General features: G+C 70.2%; 14 protein-coding genes. 8 read left to right on the plus strand and 6 right to left on the minus strand.

Features of this window, described 5'->3' with window-relative positions; genetic code table 11:
• Positions 1-37 precede the first annotated feature (37 nt).
• Positions 38-2176: a PhoX family protein gene (locus tag AHOG_RS27775; protein ID WP_093944883.1), complete on the minus strand. Its 2139-nt coding sequence runs from the start codon at positions 2174-2176 to the stop codon at positions 38-40.
• 436 nt (positions 2177-2612) lie between these two features.
• On the opposite strand from AHOG_RS27775, the gene AHOG_RS27780 reads away from it, so the two are divergent.
• Positions 2613-3947: an erythromycin esterase family protein gene (locus tag AHOG_RS27780; RefSeq protein WP_093943941.1), complete on the plus strand. Its 1335-nt coding sequence runs from the start codon at positions 2613-2615 to the stop codon at positions 3945-3947.
• Between the two features lie 34 nt (positions 3948-3981).
• Here AHOG_RS27780 and AHOG_RS27785 read toward each other — a convergent pair whose 3' ends face one another.
• The 3 genes from AHOG_RS27785 to AHOG_RS27795 all read right to left on the minus strand — a co-directional run bounded on the left by AHOG_RS27785 (position 3982) and on the right by AHOG_RS27795 (position 6372).
• The gene (locus AHOG_RS27785; protein WP_093943942.1) at positions 3982-4494 is read right to left on the minus strand and encodes a YkvA family protein; all 513 of its coding nucleotides are present in this window, start codon (positions 4492-4494) and stop codon (positions 3982-3984) included.
• A gap of 134 nt (positions 4495-4628) precedes the next feature.
• Positions 4629-5720 (minus strand): inositol-3-phosphate synthase, encoded by a 1092-nt coding sequence (locus AHOG_RS27790; protein WP_093943943.1) that lies wholly within the window; start codon positions 5718-5720, stop codon positions 4629-4631.
• Positions 5721-5805: 85 nt separating this feature from the next.
• The gene (locus AHOG_RS27795; protein WP_093943944.1) at positions 5806-6372 is read right to left on the minus strand and encodes a PadR family transcriptional regulator; all 567 of its coding nucleotides are present in this window, start codon (positions 6370-6372) and stop codon (positions 5806-5808) included.
• Between the two features lie 187 nt (positions 6373-6559).
• Between AHOG_RS27795 and AHOG_RS27800 the strand changes: the two genes are divergently transcribed.
• The 3 genes from AHOG_RS27800 (at position 6560) to AHOG_RS27810 (ending at position 12863) form a co-directional block, all read left to right on the plus strand.
• Positions 6560-6964 carry a DUF5318 domain-containing protein gene (locus AHOG_RS27800; protein ID WP_093944884.1) on the plus strand — a complete coding sequence of 135 codons (405 nt, stop codon included), beginning with the start codon at positions 6560-6562 and terminating at the stop codon, positions 6962-6964.
• Positions 6965-8165: 1201 nt separating this feature from the next.
• Entirely contained in the window at positions 8166-10922 is a 2757-nt protein-coding gene (locus AHOG_RS27805) for a transglycosylase domain-containing protein (protein WP_157737082.1), read from the plus strand.
• A gap of 447 nt (positions 10923-11369) precedes the next feature.
• Positions 11370-12863 (plus strand): glycosyltransferase family 87 protein, encoded by a 1494-nt coding sequence (locus tag AHOG_RS27810; RefSeq protein WP_245857116.1) that lies wholly within the window; start codon positions 11370-11372, stop codon positions 12861-12863.
• A gap of 495 nt (positions 12864-13358) precedes the next feature.
• Here the strand turns inward: AHOG_RS27810 and AHOG_RS27820 are convergent, their stop codons facing one another.
• A complete protein-coding gene (locus tag AHOG_RS27820) occupies positions 13359-14741 on the minus strand; it encodes a glycosyltransferase family 87 protein (RefSeq protein WP_221438903.1) in 1383 nt (460 codons plus the stop codon).
• A gap of 102 nt (positions 14742-14843) precedes the next feature.
• Positions 14844-15614, minus strand: a complete 771-nt coding sequence (locus AHOG_RS27825; RefSeq protein WP_093943947.1) for a deoxyribonuclease IV — start codon at positions 15612-15614, stop codon at positions 14844-14846.
• A gap of 181 nt (positions 15615-15795) precedes the next feature.
• Between AHOG_RS27825 and rpsF the strand changes: the two genes are divergently transcribed.
• From rpsF to rplI, 4 genes are all read left to right on the plus strand, one after another.
• Positions 15796-16092 (plus strand): 30S ribosomal protein S6, encoded by a 297-nt coding sequence (gene rpsF / locus AHOG_RS27830; RefSeq protein ID WP_093943948.1) that lies wholly within the window; start codon positions 15796-15798, stop codon positions 16090-16092.
• An 18-nt stretch (positions 16093-16110) separates the two neighbouring features.
• Positions 16111-16611 (plus strand): single-stranded DNA-binding protein, encoded by a 501-nt coding sequence (locus AHOG_RS27835; RefSeq protein WP_093943949.1) that lies wholly within the window; start codon positions 16111-16113, stop codon positions 16609-16611.
• A gap of 76 nt (positions 16612-16687) precedes the next feature.
• Entirely contained in the window at positions 16688-16936 is a 249-nt protein-coding gene (gene rpsR, locus AHOG_RS27840) for a 30S ribosomal protein S18 (RefSeq protein ID WP_069853009.1), read from the plus strand.
• A 17-nt stretch (positions 16937-16953) separates the two neighbouring features.
• Positions 16954-17409 carry a 50S ribosomal protein L9 gene (gene rplI / locus AHOG_RS27845; RefSeq protein WP_093943950.1) on the plus strand — a complete coding sequence of 152 codons (456 nt, stop codon included), beginning with the start codon at positions 16954-16956 and terminating at the stop codon, positions 17407-17409.
• The last annotated feature ends 471 nt before the right edge of the window (positions 17410-17880 follow it).

Below are 17880 nucleotides of genomic sequence, written 5' to 3' on the forward strand. Positions count from 1 at the left end.
CCGCCGACCGAACTCGGCGTACGTCACTCGGCGTACGTCACTCGCCGATGCGTCCCACTCCGCGCCCGCCCCGGCCGGTGCGCCAGACGCTGACCACCGACGGCCGAGGCTGAGAGTCACCCCGGTCCGGCCAGTTCGACGCGGGGTTCTCCACGGTGGCGCCGTCGACCTCGCCGGGATGCTGCACGCACACCGTGACCAGGTCCTCGGTGATGATCGGACCGCAGGTCTCACCGCCGCGTGGCACGGTGAGGAAGAGCTTCAGATGTCCGCGTTCCCGGCCTTGCACGGGCACCGAGTACAGGCCGTCGTTGATGCCGAGCGCACCCGTCGAGTCGGTGGAGATCCACAGGTTGCCGTGCGGGTCGAAGGCGACGTTGTCCGGGCTGGTGATCGGGCTGACCTGGCTCTTGTCGAAGCCGCCGAAGTAGGTGTCCGGCGACTCCGGGTCACCGCAGACCAGCAGCAGGTTCCACGTGAAACGTGTGGCGGTGGGGTCGTTGCGGTGTTCCGTCCACTCCAGGACGTGGCCGTGCTTGTTGTCGTTCCTGGGATTGGCCTCGTCCGCCGCGGCGGCGCCGGTCGCTCCCCGGTTGGTGTTGTTGGTCAACGCCGCGTAGACGCTGCCGGTCACCGGGTTCGGCTCGATGTCCTCCGGCCGGTCCATCTTCGTGGCGCCGACCCGGTCCCCCGCGAGCCGCGTGTAGACGTAGACCTCCTCCGCCGTCATCCCCGGTACGAAGGACCGGTCGCCGTCGGCGAGCGGAATCCACTCGCCGGTCCCGCCGAACTCGCCGTCCGAGGGAAGATCACCGGAGCCGTCGATCTCCTCGACCGGGCTGTCGCCGGTGAAGCGGGCCACGTAAAGCGTTCCCTCGTCGAGGAGGCGCATGTTGTGCCTGCGGGCGTGCCTGCTCTCGCCCTTCTTCACCCGGCCCTTCGAGACGAACTTGTAGATGTAGTCGAACCGCTCGTCGTCCCCGGAGTACGCGACCACCCGCCCGTCGCGGGCGACCCGCACGGCGGCTCCCTCGTGCTTGAACCGGCCCAACGCCGTGTGCTTGACCGGAGTCGAGTCCGGGTCGTGCGGGTCGATCTCGACGACCCAGCCGAACCGATGCGTCTCGTTCAGCTCCTGAGCCACGTCGAAGCGCGGGTCGAACTGCTCCCAGCGCCGTTCGCTCGCCCCGCCCGAGATGCCGTATCTGGCGAGCTTCGCGGCCTGGTCCGGGTCGGTGATCCGCTCGGCGTTGCCGAAGTACTGGTTGAAGTTCTCCTCACCGGAGAGCACCGTGCCCCACGGGGTGACGCTGCCCGCGCAGTTGTTCAGCGTGCCGAGGACCTTGGTTCCGGTGGGGTCCGCGGCCGTCTTGAGCAGGTCGCTGCCCGCCGCGGGCCCGCGCACCTCGAACTCGGTGGTGGCGGTGATCCGTCGGTTGTAGCGACTGGGTCCCGTGCTCAGCCCGCCTCGGTGCCTGTCCCGCTCGGCGAACACGACGCTGAGGCCGTGGGCGGCCCAGGCGATCTCGACCTGCTCCCGAGTGGGGTTCTCCGCGTCGTAGCCGCGGAACATGAACGGCTCGGTGGTGTACTCGTGGTTGACCACGAGCAGGTTGCGCCGTCCGCTGCCGTCCAGCGGGATCAGGCCCGCGAAGTCGCAGTTGTAGCCGAACTGGCGTGCCTGCGCGGCGGCCGTCTGGTTCTCGAAGTCGAACTCCGGGGCGCCGTCGAGCACCGCGTCGCCCCAGCGGATGACGACGTTCTGCCGGTAGCCGTCCGGGATGACCACCGCGTCCTCGGTGTTCGGTGCGACGGGTGAGTAGTCGGTGCCGGGGGCCGGTCTGCCGGTCCTGTCCGGCGCCCCGCCCTGGCCGGGACCGTGGCCGGGTCCCCGTCCCTGCGTCGCGATCGTCTCGGCGGCGGCCGTCCCGCTCAGTGCTCCGACGGCACCGCCCGCGATGGTGACCACGGCGGCGGCACGCAGCGCGCCCCGACGGCTCATCACCTGCTTGACGACGTCGCCGAAGTAGGGGTTCGAGGAGGTGTTGGGCGCCTCGTGGCCGCAGGCGTCGCCGCAGCGGTATCGGCAGGTGATCGAGGATCGGTTTCCGTGGTGGTCGGTGGCGAGCAGGGGCAGCGGGATGACGCGGCGGTCTTCCGCGGGTGGAGTCGACACGCTGACCTCCGGGAGGTGGCGGGTGGGAACGCGCCGACCGTAGGAGCGCATTCCGACTCCGAGGTGAACGTGAGTCGAACAACCGCCGCCGGTGTGGTGCGGGAAGCGGGCGCAGGCACGAATTCCGGCGCGCGGGCCGGCGACGAGGAGCACGGAACCTCACAAGGAGCACACCTGGACGTCGTCGGACCGGAGGCGGTCGGCTGCTCGGCGAGCACCGGCCGGTGACGGCCCCGTCGCGCCTCCCGCGACGGGCACCGGGGATACGTCGGCCGACCGCGCCGCTTCCCGCCGATCGCGGGCGTCGTCGCTGTTAACGTCTCCGCACGACTGATCCGGCGTCCGCCGACCCACGTCACCGCGGCGACGGAACCCGCCGCGTCGTCGGCCGCTGCCGACGACGAACCCGCCGCCCGCGAACCGAGGACAGACGACCATGGGTGTCGACCGCACTGAGCACGACCCTCCGCCGGACTGGTCTCGTCACCACACGACGACCCTGACCAGCCTGGACCCGGACGCGCCACTGGACGACCTGGAGCCTCTGCGAGAGATCGTCGGCGACGCTCGCGTCGTCGCCGTCGGAGAGAACGCGCACTTCGTCCAGGAGTTCGGCCTTCTCCAGCAACGGATCGTCCGATTCCTCGCCGAACGCTGCGGATTCACCGTCCTGGCCGTCGAGTTCGGCTTCAGCGAGGGCGTCGTCGCCGACGCCGGACTCGCCGCCGAGACGTCGCGGACAGCCGAGACCACCGACGCCGGGCGGACTTCCGCCCACCGCACCGACTCCGAGCCGCTCGGCGGCCGAGTCGTCGACGGAGTGGGTGGCGCGGTGCTGCGCCGACTGCGGCGGCACAACCGCACCAGCACGGCGACGCTGCGGTTCGCGGGCATCGACATCCCACAGGCCGGAGGCTCACTACGACCCGCGCTCGACCCGGTCGCCGACTATCTGCGTGCCGTCGACCCGGACGCCCTGCCCCTGGTCATCGCCGCACTGGAGATCTCGGACCGGATCGCCGGAGCGTCCGCCGCGGCGGCGGCCCCAGCCTGGGGCCGACTCGCCTCCGCCGAGCAGGACGCGCTGACCGCGGCGCTGCGGCGTCTGCTGCTGCGCTTCACAGCCGCCGCCCCGATGTACGAGGCACGCGGCGACCGGCATCGATACGACGTGGCGCTGCGCCGGGTGGAGGCGGCCTGCCACGCCGACCACATGTTCCGGGCCATGCACGGCCTCTTCGCGGGCGTGCCGCAGCCCGCCGACCTCTCGGTGCGCGAGTCGTTCATGGCCGAATCCGTGCGCTGGCACCTGGAACGCTCAGATCCCGAGGCCCGCCTCGTGTTGGTCGCGCACAACAACCACGTGCAACGAACCCCGGTGAGCTTCGACGGCGTGCTCACCGCGCTGCCGATGGGTCTGTATCTGCATCGGATGCTCGGCCGGGACTACCGGGTGATCGCCCTGACCCACACCGCCGACCACGCCCCCGAGATGTATCCGGACGAGACGGCCGACCTCGGTTTCACCGTGGCCGACACTCGGCTGGTGCCACCGGCCGAGGGGAGCATCGAGGCCGCGCTTCTCGCGGCGGGGCGCGGGGACGAGCCGACCCTGACCGACCTGCGGCCGACCGCCGACACCGCCACGAACGGACCCGCGCTGGACGGCATCCGGACGCAGTCCGCGTTGCTGCGCACCCCACTGGCCGAGGCCTTCGACGCCGTCGTGTGCACTCCCACCGCGACCGTCGATCCGGACATCCGTCTCTGACCGACAGGCGGGGATCGAGGGGGCGCTGCGCGGGTCAGGACGCCGGCGGTTCCGACTCGTCCCGCCCGGCCTCGGGCCTCGACCCCGCCGAGATCTCCGTGGACGGTCCCCGGCGCCGTTCCCAGTTCAAGAAGCGTCCCGAGTGGGCGGAGACGTCGCCGAGCAGCCAGAACAGCAGCGCCGCGTCGTCGGTGAACCCGATGATCGGCAGAAACGCGGGGATGAGGTCGACGGGCGAGATCAGATAGACGACCGCCAGGGCCCACAGGGCGAGGTGCCGACGCCGCATGCCGGGATACTCCCGGCCCGCCGAGCGGATCAGCCGGGGGACGGCACGCAGCCTGCGCACCGGGCCGCCGATCGGCTCCGTCTCCGGGGAGTCACGGCGCGCCCGGACCCGCCGCGCCACGGCGACGGCCAGCACCACGCCGCCGAGCACGAGAAGCGACAGACCGACGACGTCCGGCTCGAGGCCGAACACCGCCGTCTCACCCATGAAGTAGGAGAACAGCCCCGCCAGGACGAGCACCGCGCCGAAGAGGATCATGGCCGATCGACCTCCGAAGTCCGCGTGCGGGCGGCTCCACCGCGTCGCGAAAGGCGCGGCCCTGCGTGCCTCGCCGAGCAGGCGGACACCGCCGAGGTGGTGCGGGCGGAGCCGAACGGCCCGCCCGCCCGACGTCAACGCTCCACGTCGCCTCGAATGAAGTCCTCGACCCGCTGCCGCGCCACCGAGTCCGCGTACTGCTCCGGCGGGGACTTCATGAAGTAGGAGGCGGCGGACAGGATCGGCCCGCCGACGCCCCGGTCCTTCGCGATCTTGGCCGCACGCACCGCGTCGATGATGATGCCCGCCGAGTTCGGCGAGTCCCACACCTCGAGCTTGTACTCCAGGTTCAACGGGACGTCGCCGAACGCGCGTCCTTCGAGCCGGACGTAGGCCCACTTGCGGTCGTCGAGCCACTGCACGTAGTCCGACGGACCGATGTGGACGTTGCGCTTGCCGAGGTCGCGGTCGACCTGGGAGGTCACGGCCTGCGTCTTGGAGACCTTCTTCGACTCCAGCCTGTCCCGCTCCAGCATGTTCTTGAAGTCCATGTTGCCGCCCACGTTGAGCTGCATGGTGCGGTCCAGGAGCACGCCCCGGTCTTCGAAGAGCCTGGCCATCACCCGGTGGGTGATCGTCGCGCCGACCTGCGACTTGATGTCGTCGCCGATGATCGGCACGCCCGCGGCACGGAACCGCTCGGCCCACTCCGGGTCGGAGGCGATGAACACCGGCAGCGCGTTGACGAAGGCGACACCGGCCTCCAACGCGGCGGCGGCGTAGTACCGCGCGGCGTCCTCGGAGCCGACGGGCAGGTAGCACACCAGCACGTCCGCCGCGCTCTCCCGCAGCACCGCGGCCACGTCGACCGGGGTCTCGTCGGACTCCTCGATCATCTCGCGGTAGTAGCGGCCCAGCCCGTCCAGCGTCGTGCCTCGCTGCACCGGCACGCCGAGCGGGGGCACGTCGCAGATCTTGATGGTGTTGTTCTCGCTGGCGACGATCGCCTCCGAGAGATCGCGACCGACCTTCTTGGCGTCCACGTCGAACGCGGCGACGAACTCGATGTCGCGGACGTGGTACTCGCCGAACTCCACGTGCATCAGGCCCGGGACCTGGGTGTCCGGCGCGGCGTCCTGGTAATACTGAACGCCCTGCACCAGCGATGCCGCGCAGTTGCCGACACCGACGATTGCCACCCGCACGCTACGACGATCTACGCCCATTGCCGGGTCCTCCTTCTTCGAATCCTCAGGTACCGGGGAACGACTGCCAGTCGTCGCCGGCTGGACGCGGTGGTCCTTGCTTCTTCTAGTCACGCGGCCTCCCCGACGACGGCGGGTCCTCGTGCTCGGCTCGTTCGTGCGCGATCAACTCGTTGAGCCAGCGAACCTCGCGTTCGGAGCTCTCCAGACCCATGCGGTGCAGTTCGAGCGTGTAGCGGTCGATCTGTTCGCTCGCCCGCCCCAGGGTCGATCGGAATCCCTCTCGACGTTCCTCGACGTGGCGCCGTCGTCCCTCGAGGATCCGCATCCGCGCCTCCGCCGGGGTGCGCGAGAAGAACGCCAGGTGGATGCCGAACGAGCCGTCGTCCCAAGTCTGCGGGCCCACGTCGGCGACTAATTCGGCGAAGCGCTCCTTGCCGTCGGCGGTCAGCTTGTAGACCGTCTTGGCGCGTCGGTTCCAGGTCCGCTGCACCGCGTCCTGGGCAGACTCGTCGGTGATCAGCCCGGCGAGTTGAAGCCTGCGCAGAGTCGGGTAGAGCGAGCCGTACGAGAACGCACGGAAGGCACCCAGCAGAGCGTGGAGTCGTTTACGCAGCTCATAACCGTGCATCGGCGCCTCGTGCAGCAGACCGAGCACCGCCAGTTCGAGCACGTCGCACCTCCCAGCACCGTTCTTGAGCTCCGCAGACCCACCGCGCCACCGCGTCGCTGCGATGGATTACCCCACTATATCGGTCCGATACATCTCCCTCACGCTGGGCGCGTGGAGTGACGACAGGCGCGGCCGCGCTCCCCGAACGGCCCATCGTCGGTGGGCCCACGACACGTACGCTGTCAACGTGCGGACCCAACGACAGGTGGTCGACTACGCGCTGCAGCGCAGGGCGTTGCTCGCAGGCGTCCACTCCGGTCGGGTCGGGGTGATGGAGGTCTGCGACGCCAGTCCGTACCTGTTGCGGGCGGCGAAGTTTCATGGTCAGGCAAGCGATGTGACCTGCCCGGTGTGCCGCAAGGAGCCCCTGACCCAGGTGTCCTGGGTCTACGGCGACGAACTGAAGCACGCGGCGGGATCAGCAAGGACGAATGACGAGCTCGCCAGGATGGCAACCCTCTTCGAGGAGTTCACCGTCTACGTGGTGGAGGTCTGCCGCACCTGTAGTTGGAACCACCTGGTGCAGTCATACGTCTTGGGAACGCGCGGCATGGACGACGGACGCCCACGGCGGAGGACGGCCTCCGAGTGAGTCCGTCGCCAGTGCGTGCGCGGGCGCGAGAGCGCCAGAGCACAGACGATCACCGGACTGCGTGCCCGTCGGGCACGTCGGTGTGGGAGGCCCACTCGTGAACGACGCACACAACGGCAGGCCGCCTGCCGGCCACACCCCGAGGCCGCAGGTGGAGGGCCAGATGTCGTATGTCCCAGGCGAGGCGAGCAGCGCTCGTCCTCGATCGGCGGGTGAACCGTCGCCCCGGCCGGACGGCCCGCCGGACGCCCCGAGGCAGGGTCCGCCAGGGGGGATGCCCCCCGGTGGTCCGCCACCGCCCGGTGCCCCTCGGCCGAATCAGCCGCCGCCGGGCGGCTCCTTCGCCCCGCCGCCGAACGGCGCGGGGCCTCGCGGCGACGCGGGAAATCTCGGCGATCCTGGCGGTCTCCCCGGCAGGAACAGGCCCCGTGACGGATCACACACTCCCATGGGTGCCGCCGAAGCAGGCCGCCCGGGTGCGACGCGCGTTCAGGAACGACCTGCCACGCCGCCGTCGGGCTTCCCCGGCGGGCCGGAGAACGGACGGCCGCCCGCGGGCAGGCCCGGCCCGAACGGCGCAGGCGGTCCGGCGGTGAACGGTGCCGACGGCGCAGGGCCGGACGGACGTCGCGGCCCGGCGAGCCAGCCGCCCTCGGGCAGCCCGAACGGCCACTCCGGCCCGAACGGTCATCCCGGCCCGAACGGCCATCCGGCGCCCAACGGCCATCCGGCGCCCAACGGCTCGCCGCGCAACGGCCAGCCGCCGCCCGGCAGGCCCGCGAACGGGCAGGCGCCGGGCGGACGTCCCGCCGGCGGCCCGCCGCCGAACGGCCAACCGCCGAACGGGCAACCGCCGAACGGGCAGGCTCCCAACGGACGGCCGCCGGGAGGTGCGAACGGCCACCCTGGTCCGAACGGGGCAGGCGGCTCCCAGGGCTCGAACGGCCCCGCAGGCGCACCCGGCGCGGCCTCTCTGAGTGACAGGCTCGGCTCCGGCGACTCCCCTGCGGCAGGCGGACCCGGCGTGGGCGGTCCGGCGGGCCGAGCGCTTGGTCCGCGTCCGGACGGCGTGACCGGCGCAGGCTCCGGCGGCCGAGGACCCGGCGGGCCGCAGACAGGCGGCGCGGGCCCGAACGGTCACCCCGGCACGACCCGGTCGCAGCACGGCGCCCCGGCGGACGGCCGATCCGGACCGGCGGGCATGCCGCCGCAGAACGGCGAGCGCAGGCCACGCCAGGGCGGGCCGTCGCCCCTCGGCGCCGCGGCCGCGGGCGCCGCCCTCGGTGCGGCAGGCGGCGCCGCGGTCGCGGGTATGAACGCGGGAGCACCCCCGGGACCGGGCACTCCTCCCGGCGGCGTCCCCGGTGTGGGCTCCCCCGGCGGTCCCGGCCCCGTCAACGGGTCCTCGGAGCTGCCGCCGCCCGCCCACACCCAGGCGCTGCGACAGGGCACAGGGCCGGGGCCACGCCGTCCCGGTGAGCAGCCGACGCCGATGATGCAGCCCTCCGACGAGCAGCCGACGACACAGATCGAGCCCCAGCTGCTGACGCATCACGAGCCCGTCCGGATCGACGACGACTACGACGAGGACGACTACTACGACGAGGACGACGCGGAGGAGTCGCCGGAGGCCGTGAAGAAGGCCAAGCGCAAGAAGATCTGGCGGCGGGTCCGACGAACCTGTTACGTGATGACGGGTCTGGCGATCCTCACCCCGGTGGTGGCCTTCGCCATCGGCTACCAGATGTGGGACGCCCCGTCGCCGGAGCAGATCCTCGCGAACCTCGACAAGACCGTCACGGTGACCTACGCCGACGGCAGCGAGATGCTGCGGATCGTTCCGAACGGCGAGGGCGAGGGCGACCGACGCTTCCTGAGCTACGAGGACATCCCCGAGGACTTCTACAACGGCGTCACCGCCACCGAGGACCCGTCGTTCGAGAACAACATGGGTTTCTCGCCCGTCGGCATCGTCCGAGCGGCCGTCACCGGCACCGGCGGCGGCTCCACCATCACCCAGCAGTACGTCAAGCTCTCCACCGGCAACGACGACGGGACCTACGCCCGGAAGTTCGAAGAGGTGGTGAAGGCCTTCAAGCTCACCCAGGAGGAGTCGAAGCCGTACATCTTCGAGTCCTACGCCAACCTCACCTCCTTCGGCCGCAACACCTACGGGTTGGAGGCGGGCGCGCAGACCTGGTTCGGCAAGTCGGCCCCCGAGCTGGAGCTCAACGAGTCGCTGTTCCTGGCGGGCATCCTCAATGCCCCGAGCCATTACGACCCGGACAACAACCGGGAAGGCATGGAGGCCCGCTTCGACTACGTCGTGAACAAGATGGTCGAACGGGAGCACCTGTCCCAGGCCGAGGCCGACGCCGTCGAGTTCCCCGACTATCTGCCCCGGGGCGCGGGGGGCAACACCGGACGCAGCATCACCGACGTACACCTCCAGCAGCAGATCGAGAACGAGCTGGCGGGCCGGAACATCTCGATGGACGAGGTCCGCCGCCAGGGCATGGTCATCCGGACCAGCATCGACAAGGCCGCCCAGGAGCACTCGGAGGCCGTCATGGCGGAGCACTTCGCGGGTCAGCCTGACGAGCTGCGAGGCGCGATGGTGGCCGTCGACCCCGCGACCGGGGCGGTGCGGGCCTACAACGGCGGTGAGTGGAGCTCGGGCATCGACTTCGCGGCGTCCATGCAGCCGCCGGGCTCCTCGTTCAAGCCGTTCGTCGTCGCCGCCGGGCTTCAACGAGACCAGGGCATCGGCGAGTTCTACGACGGTCGCGAGACGATCGACATCGAGGGAACCGTCTTCAGCAATACGGCGCAATGCCCGACCGGAGCCAACGAACACTGTTCGGTGCGCAACGCGATGCTGGTGTCGGCGAACACCCCGTTCATCGACATGGCGCATCAGTTCGGGCCGAGTTCCGTCGCGGAGACCGCGCACGCGGCGGGCATCCCCGAGCAGATCGGCGAGACGAAGACCCTCGTGAACAGCGAGGGCTTCACCGCCGCGGGCATCGCGCTGGGCCAGTACGAGGTGCGGACCATCGACATGGCCGTCGCCTACGCCTCCTTCGCCAACGGCGGGATCCACCACGAGCCGTACTTCGTCGAGTTCGTCGGCCACGAGGGCGACGGGCCGGACGACGTGGTGCTGCTCGACCGAGCCAACGAGGGCCACGAGGGCGAGCAGGCGTTCGGCCCGAGGAGCAAGGCCGTCGCGGACAACGTCACCGAGGTGCTCAAGCCGGTCGCCGCGCACACCAGTCACGACCTGCCCGGCCGGGAGGTGGCGGCCAAGACCGGCACCCACCAGTTCGGACAGAGCGCGGGCAACCAGGCGGGCTGGATGGTCGGCTACACGCCGCAGATCTCCGTGGCCGTCTGGGTCGGGTCCGAGGTGCCCGCGGCGCTGACGGTCAACGCCACCGCGACCAATCCCGCCACCGAGCAGCTCTGGGGGCGTAACGTCCCCGCCTTCGCGTGGAAGGCCTTCATGGAGGGCTACCTCGCCGACAAGGACGCCGTGGGCTTCCCGACGGACATCGAGCGGATCGGCATCTTCGACGAGCAGCCCCGGCCCAGGCCGCCGGAGCCGCCCGAGGGGGATCGGGACCGCGACCGGGACCGCGACGAGGACGACGAGGGCCGGGACGAGGACGAGGACGGCCGCGACGAGGACGACGAGGAGCCGGGCTGGTCCGATTCGCCCGATCCGGGCGACGGCAGCACGGATCCGGGTGACGGCGGGACGGACCCGTCCAGCCCGACGCCGCCCGACGGCAACTGCCCCCCCTGGGCCTGCGAGGACAACGGCGGCGGTGGTGGTGGCGGCGGCGACGGTCCGCCGCCCTGGGGCTTCACGCCCGAAACGGGATCCGGTCGCGACACCAGCAGCCGCGGCGGAGCAGACCCCGTTCCCACCCGGGACGTGCCGCTGCCCGACTGATCCGTCTGCCCGACTGATCCGTCTGCTCGTCGACCGACGGGGCGCCCTGACCTCCAGGGCGCCCCGTTCGTCGTCTCGGCACGTCCGCGCCCTCGGCGACACCCGGGCCCGCGCCTTCGGGGGATCACTGGAGGCCCGGACGCGGGCACGTACGATCCGCCCGTGCCCAGTGAGCGGGAGATCCGGTCCGCGTCGTCCGCCGACGACGTGTCGGATGTCGACGGCCACGCCGAGCACGGATCGACGGCGGACCGGCCGATTCCGGAGTCGTCGATGCCTGCGTCCGCCGACCAGGCGGTGCGGCACCCGGAGTCCGCTGGACCGGTCTCCGATCGACCGGGCTCCGATCGACTGGGCCCAGGCCGTCGAGTGGACACGGCGACACTGCCGCCCGAGGAGCGGATCGCTCCCACGCACACGGAAGGCCTCGCCCGCACCGCGAGTCGGATGTTCGGGGGACCGCTCGGTCGACACGCCGTCGTGGGACGGCACTGGTTCTGGAGCCCGCTGCGCGTCGGTCTGCTCCTGGCCGCGCTCGCGCTCACCCTGGGCTGGGGTCTCAAGGCGCCCTGCATCCAGCAGTACGTCGACGAACAGGGCGTCGCACAGCTCGACTGGAGCGGCAACCGGCAGTACGTCGCGATGTGCTATTCGGACATCGTGCCGCTCTACACTGCGGAGCATCTCGACGTCGGCGCCTTCCCCTACCGAGACTCCTGGGTGGAGGACGAGGGCACCGATCACGAGCAGGTCCGCTACATGGAGTACCCGGTGGTCACCGGGATGTTCCAGTGGCTCAACGCCGAGCTGACCCGGGGTTGGCTCGGCATCGCGGAGACCGGCCTCGTGCCGACCGCGCTACCGGTGGCGGTGTACTTCACCATCACCTCGCTGTGGCTGGCCGCGGGCTGGCTCGTCACCGTCTGGGCGGTCACGCTGCTGGCCCGCCGCAGGCCGTGGGACGCGGCGCTGGTCGCGATCTCGCCGCTGGTCGTCGTCCACGCCTTCACGAACTTCGACACCATCGCCACCGCCTTCGCCACGGCGGGCATGCTCGCCTGGGCACGACGACGGCCTGTGCTCGCGGGGGTGTTGATCGGCCTCGGCGCCGCCGCGAAGCTGTATCCGTTGTTCCTGCTCGGGCCGCTGCTGATCCTGTGTCTGCGGGCGGGCAGGCTGAAGTCGTGGCTGCGCGCCGCCATCGCCGCCGTCGCCGTGTGGGTCGCGGTGAACCTGCCGATCGCGCTGGCGTATCCGGCGGGCTGGCGCGAGTTCTATCGCCTGAACAGCGAGCGCGTCGCCGATCCGGACTCGATCTACAACGTGATCAGCGGCTTCACGGGTTGGGCGGGCTTCGATGGTGCGTTGGAGCCAGGCCAGACGCCGGTCGTGCTGAACACGGTGACGGTGGTGCTCTTCCTGCTGGGGTGTGCGGGCATCGCCGTCGTCGGGCTCACCGCCGCGCGCAGGCCGAGGGTGGCGCAGCTGGCCTTCCTGGTCGTGGCGCTGTTCCTGCTGACCAACAAGGTGTGGAGTCCGCAGTACTCGCTGTGGCTGGTGCCGCTCGCGGTGCTGGCGCTGCCGCGCTGGCGACCGCTGCTCGCGTGGATGGCGCTGGACGCCCTGGTGTGGGTGCCCAGGATGTTCTTCTACCTCGGCGAGGAGAACAAGGGCCTGCCGATCGAGTGGTTCCTCGGCACCGTGGTGCTCCGTGACCTCGTGGTGGTCGCGCTCTGTGTGCTCGTGCTGCGCGACGTCTACCGGCCGGCAGGCGACCCGGTCAGGTCGTCCGGGACGGACGATCCCGCGGGCGGCGTGCTCGACGGCGCGTCCGACGTCGTGCGGTGGAAGCTCACCCGGCGTGCCGAGCCGAGGATCACCGAACCGGCCAGCACCGCGGGCTCGGACTCGACGGGCTCCCCGCCGAGCGGCGTGCGCTGATCGGGCAGTCCCAGGACGTCGGTCCGCTCGACGGCGTCGGGCGCGTGGTCCGTGCCGGCGACCAGCTCGTCGGGCACGTCGAAGTCGAAGAACTCGTCGCGGCGCACCGCTCGGACGAACCGCAGCCAGGTCTCGGTGGTGACCAGCAGGGACGGGCCGCGAACCTTCTTCCGGTCCCGCACCCCGATGACGCCGTCTCCGAAGAGCACTCGAATGCCGCACCGTCTCTGATCACGCATCACGTCACCGCCCCCGGTCGGCCTCTCGACCTCGCACACCCGCACAAACCTGAATCACGTTCGAACTAGAGCGTGGTACCCCGGTGAGAGTCCGGCAGTGCGAAAGCGGACGGTCGAGAGAAATTCACTCGATCGCCGGTGTCGAGGGCAGGAACCCCTTACGGAAACGGGTCGGATAGTCAACACTGAGCATCGGCGGCGGCGGGTTGGTACGCCCCCCGACCAATTCGCCGCCGCTCCGGCCCGCGCGCCGCCGCTAACCGGACATCGACGGCGCCGCACCTCGGCGGGGCCGTCGGGCTCTCGGCGGCACCTCGTGATCGACGGTGGAGCGCGCGGCGAGGAAGACGAAGAACAAGGCCACCAGCAGCGCCGCCCGTCCCCAGACTCCGATCATCAACGCCTGTGGCGCGAAGCCGTCGTAGATCGTCGAGGGCAGCCCTTGATTGGTGATGTAGAGCCAGCGGAAGATCCCGATCCCGATCGCGAGATCGGCCACGAAGTACGCCGCGATCCACTCCCAGCGAATCCGCAGCAGCACGAAGAACGGCAGCAGCCAGAGCGCGTACTGCGGCGAGTGGACCTTGTGCAGCAGGAGGAAGCCGCACAGCATCGCCGCCGAGACCTGAATCCACGGGAACGTGCCGTCGCGCTGCATCCGCCGCCAGCCCAGCCAGCAGGCCAGGACGAACGACAGGAGGACGGCGGCAGGCGAGATGACGTCCATCGCGCCCTGGAAGCCCGCGTTGTCGTTGTTCGACCACGGACGGAAGCCCCAGTACCAGATCGAGTTCGTCGTCACGTCGACGAACCGGTTGCCCTGGAACTCGAAGGACGCCAGCCAGCCCTCGTAACCGAGCACGGCGAACGGCAGGTTGACCGCGACGACCGTGACCATGGCGGCCAGGGCCACCTTGATCGTGCCGACGACGTCCCACCGGGACCCGCGCGCGGCGACGTCGGCGGGCAGCTCCCGCCCTCGGTAGCCGCCGGAGAGCACGTACAGCATCAACGGCAGCACGAAGATGCCCGGATAGACCTTGAAGGCGAATCCGAGGCCGAGCAGCACCGAGGCGGCCACCGCGCGGTCGATCAGCGGGCGATCGGGCCCCGCCCGTCCCCAACCCCGCTGGAGGACGTAGACGGCGGCGACCGCACAGGCGACGACGGGGAGGTCCCAGTTGTGGAAGGCGTAGAGCACGATGGGCGGCCCTAAGGCCCAGACGAGTGCTCGCCAGCGGGCGAGCTGACCCAGCAGCCAGGCCGTCAGCAGGCCGAACGGTGCCATCACCAGCGCGGAGCCCAGCAGGAACTGCGCGTCGTTGGATGCGAACAGCGCGCCCGCCCAGATCAACAGGCCGCTCAGGACGGGATACTCGACGACCCCGCCGACCAGCTGGCCGTCCTCGGTGATGCCGCCGCTGAGATAGGGGAAGACGTGCTGGTCGATGTCCCGGCCGAGCCAGAGGTGCTGGATGTCGGAGTAGCAGACGTCCCCGTCGATGCGCTCCTTGTAGTCCGGCTGGCTGCGGCCGAACTGGTCGAACTCCGGGCCGGTGCACCGTGCCTTGTTCGCGTATCCGAGGAAGAGGGTCACCCCGCTGATCAGCACCAGGAACGCGAGCGCGTACCTCGTCAGCGCGCGCACCCGACCCGCGCCGCCGGATCGTGGCGGTCGGCCCTGGGCGTCGTCTTGATCCCGTGCCTGCACGGTGTCCCGATCATCGCTCGGCACGGTGGATCAGACTCCCAGTTCGCGACGTAGATGACTGATGTCGGCCGCCTGGCCCGCCCCGGGAGTCTCGACGATCACGGGGGCCCTGGCCTCGGCGCAGACCGCGACGAGCTGGGCCGCGTCGATCGTGCCGTCGGCGATGTTGGCGTGGCGATCTCGGAAGGAGCCGAAGGCGTCCCGCGAGCTGTTCAGATGCACCAGGTCGATCCGGCCGGTGATCGCCCGCACCCGCTCGACGAGGCCCGAGAGCTCCTCACCGGAGGCGAAGGCGTGGCAGGTGTCCAGGCAGAAGCCGGGCTCGAACTCGCCGACGGCGTCCCACAGCCGCGCGAGCGCGTCCAGGCCCTTGGCCATGGCGCCGTCCCCGCCCGCGGTGTTCTCGATCAGGACCGGCACGGCGAAGCCGCCCTCGGCAGCCTGCCGAGAGAGGAACTTGTGCCAGTTGGCCACGCCGACCGCCGGGTCCTCGCCCTGCCGGACATGCCCGCCGTGCACGATCAGCCCGAGGGCGTTCGTCTTCGCCGCGGCCTCCGCCTGCGCGATCACTGCCTTGCGGGACGGGATGCGGATCCGATTGTTGGTGGATGCCACGTTGAGCACGTACGGGGCATGGATGAAGACCGAGACGCCCGCCGCACGCAGTTCCGCCGCCTGCGGATGGGGGGTCGGGGACTTCCAGGTCTGCGGATCGGACAGGAAGAACTGCACGACCTCCGCCCCACGTTCCCGAGCGGTGCCGAGCGGATCGTCGGCATCGACGTGCGCACCGATAGGCATGCGGTGAGGGTAACCAACGGACGGCGGATGAGTGAGGTCTGCGGTGGGGCCATGTGAGCTGGTGACGGGGGCCGAACGGCGCTCGGGCTCGACGCTGATAACGTAGTTCCGTTGTCGACGCGACGACCCTCCTGCCACGGACAGCCCGTGGCCGATGAGACCACAGGAGGTGAGGTCTGTCATGCGTCATTACGAGGTAATGGTCATCCTCGACCCCAGTCTCGACGAGCGCACCGTCGCTCCGTCCCTGGACACGTTCCTCAATGTCATCCGCACCGCGGGCGGCAACGTGGAGAACGTCGACGTCTGGGGCAGGCGCCGGTTGGCCTTCGAGATCGACAAGCACGCCGAGGGCATCTACGCGCTGCTCAACGTGCACGCCGAGCCGGACACGGTGAAGGAACTCGACCGTCAGCTCACGCTTCAGGAGACGGTGCTGCGCACCAAGGTCCTGCGGCGCGACGCCGCCTCGAAGTGATCGGGCGGAGGTGCACTGATGGCTGGTGAGACGACAATCACCGTGGTCGGGAACCTGACCGCAGACCCAGACCTTCGCTTCACCTCATCAGGTGCGGCGGTGGCGAACTTCACCGTGGCCTCCACTCCGCGCACCTTCGACAGGCAGTCGGGCGAGTGGAAGGACGGCGAGGCGCTGTTCCTCCGCTGCAGCCTGTGGCGTCAGGCGGCGGAGAACGCCGCCGAGTCGCTGAGCCGAGGCATGCGCGTCGTCGTGCAGGGCAGGCTGCGCCAGCGATCCTTCAAGACCAAGGAAGGCGAGGACCGGACCGTCGTCGAGCTCGAGGTCGACGAGATCGGCCCGTCGCTGCGGTACGCGACCGCCAAGGTCAACAAGGTGAGCCGAGGCGGCGGCGGTGGCGGCGGCTACGGATCAGGCGGCGGTGGCGGTACCGCTCCCGCCGACGACCCGTGGGGCTCCGCACCTCCGGCAGGCCCGAGTGGCGGCTCCGGCGGATACAGCGACGAGCCTCCGTTCTAGGCGGTTCGGCCACCGGCGATTCCGGCCGACGAAGGACGATCGCGGCCGATGAGGATGACAACCAGGAGTAAGACCAATGGCTAAGCCACCCGTACGCAAGCCGAAGAAGAAGGTCTGCGTCTTCTGCAAGGACGCCCGCAAGGGCCACCCGCAGAACATCGACTACAAGGACACCACACTGCTTCGGAAGTACATCTCCGACCGAGGCAAGATCCGGGCTCGTCGAGTGACCGGCAACTGCAGCCAGCATCAGCGGGACGTCGCCGTCGCGGTGAAGAACTCCCGTGAGATGGCGCTGCTGCCCTACACGTCGACTGCTCGCTGAGAGGGTAGGGAGCGAAGATGAAGCTCATCCTCACCGCTGACGTCAGCGGTCTCGGCGGCCCCGGCGACATCGTCGAGGTCAAGGACGGCTACGGCCGCAACTTCCTGGTGCCGCGAGGCCTGGCCATCCTGGCCACGCGCGGCGCGGAGAAGCAGGTCGCCACGATCCGCCGTTCCCAGGAGGGCAGGCGGATCCGCGACCTCGACCACGCCAAGGAGATCAAGTCGAGCCTGGAGGGCCTCGGTGCGGTACGTCACCAGGTCCGCGCCTCGCAGGACAGCGGCAAGCTGTTCGGCTCGGTGACGACGGCCGACGTGGTCACCGCGGTCAAGGCCGCGGGCGGCCCGCTGCTCGACAAGAGGGCGATCCAGCTGCCCGGTCACATCAAGAAGACCGGCAAGCACCCGGTGAGCGTCCGGCTCCACCCGGAGGTCACCGTGTCGTTCAACCTCGAGGTCGCCCCGGCCGAGTGATCGGCCCGACGACTGCTGCACCGGCCGCGGCGTCGCTCCTGTCTCGACAGGGCGGCGTCGCGGTCGTCTGTTTCGGGTCCGATCGGAGCGTGAAGTGCCTCTAACCCGACACTCGGCGAGGTGAGTCGTGTTGCCCCCTGTCGGGTCGAGCACTTCGCCGAGTGTGATGAGCCGAGTGCCGTGCGCCGTGCGCCCCGCCCGTCACCGCGCCGATCGGCCCAGTGTTATCACTCAGAAGCACTAGTGGACAGCTTGGCCGGCCCCTGTGGATCATTTCGCCCGATCCAGTCGAACGACACGCCGAAGGATCAGATTTCGCGACACGCCGATTGGTGTCCCGAGTAGTTTCCCCACACATTATCCACAGGCGCTGACCTGGCCATTTCATCAAGGCCACCCAAGTTATCCACAGGTTGTCCCCAGGCTTGCCGCAGGCTGTGGTCAGTTCGCCGGACACATCCCCAGGTTATC

Source organism: Actinoalloteichus hoggarensis, from assembly GCF_002234535.1.
Classification (GTDB): domain Bacteria; phylum Actinomycetota; class Actinomycetes; order Mycobacteriales; family Pseudonocardiaceae; genus Actinoalloteichus_A; species Actinoalloteichus_A hoggarensis.

What these genes read in the sequence shown, in the direction of transcription:
- AHOG_RS27780 (WP_093943941.1), top strand. Translation starts at nt 2,613, where the DNA reads ATGGGTGTCGACCGCACTGAGCACGACCCTCCGCCGGACTGGTCTCGT.
- AHOG_RS27785 (WP_093943942.1), bottom strand. Translation starts at nt 4,494, where the DNA reads ATGATCCTCTTCGGCGCGGTGCTCGTCCTGGCGGGGCTGTTCTCCTAC.
- AHOG_RS27790 (WP_093943943.1), bottom strand. Translation starts at nt 5,720, where the DNA reads ATGGGCGTAGATCGTCGTAGCGTGCGGGTGGCAATCGTCGGTGTCGGC.
- AHOG_RS27805 (WP_157737082.1), top strand. Translation starts at nt 8,166, where the DNA reads ATGCCGCCGCAGAACGGCGAGCGCAGGCCACGCCAGGGCGGGCCGTCG.
- AHOG_RS27810 (WP_245857116.1), top strand. Translation starts at nt 11,370, where the DNA reads ATGTTCGGGGGACCGCTCGGTCGACACGCCGTCGTGGGACGGCACTGG.
- AHOG_RS27825 (WP_093943947.1), bottom strand. Translation starts at nt 15,614, where the DNA reads ATGCCTATCGGTGCGCACGTCGATGCCGACGATCCGCTCGGCACCGCT.
- rpsF (WP_093943948.1), top strand. Translation starts at nt 15,796, where the DNA reads ATGCGTCATTACGAGGTAATGGTCATCCTCGACCCCAGTCTCGACGAG.
- AHOG_RS27835 (WP_093943949.1), top strand. Translation starts at nt 16,111, where the DNA reads ATGGCTGGTGAGACGACAATCACCGTGGTCGGGAACCTGACCGCAGAC.
- rpsR (WP_069853009.1), top strand. Translation starts at nt 16,688, where the DNA reads ATGGCTAAGCCACCCGTACGCAAGCCGAAGAAGAAGGTCTGCGTCTTC.
- rplI (WP_093943950.1), top strand. Translation starts at nt 16,954, where the DNA reads ATGAAGCTCATCCTCACCGCTGACGTCAGCGGTCTCGGCGGCCCCGGC.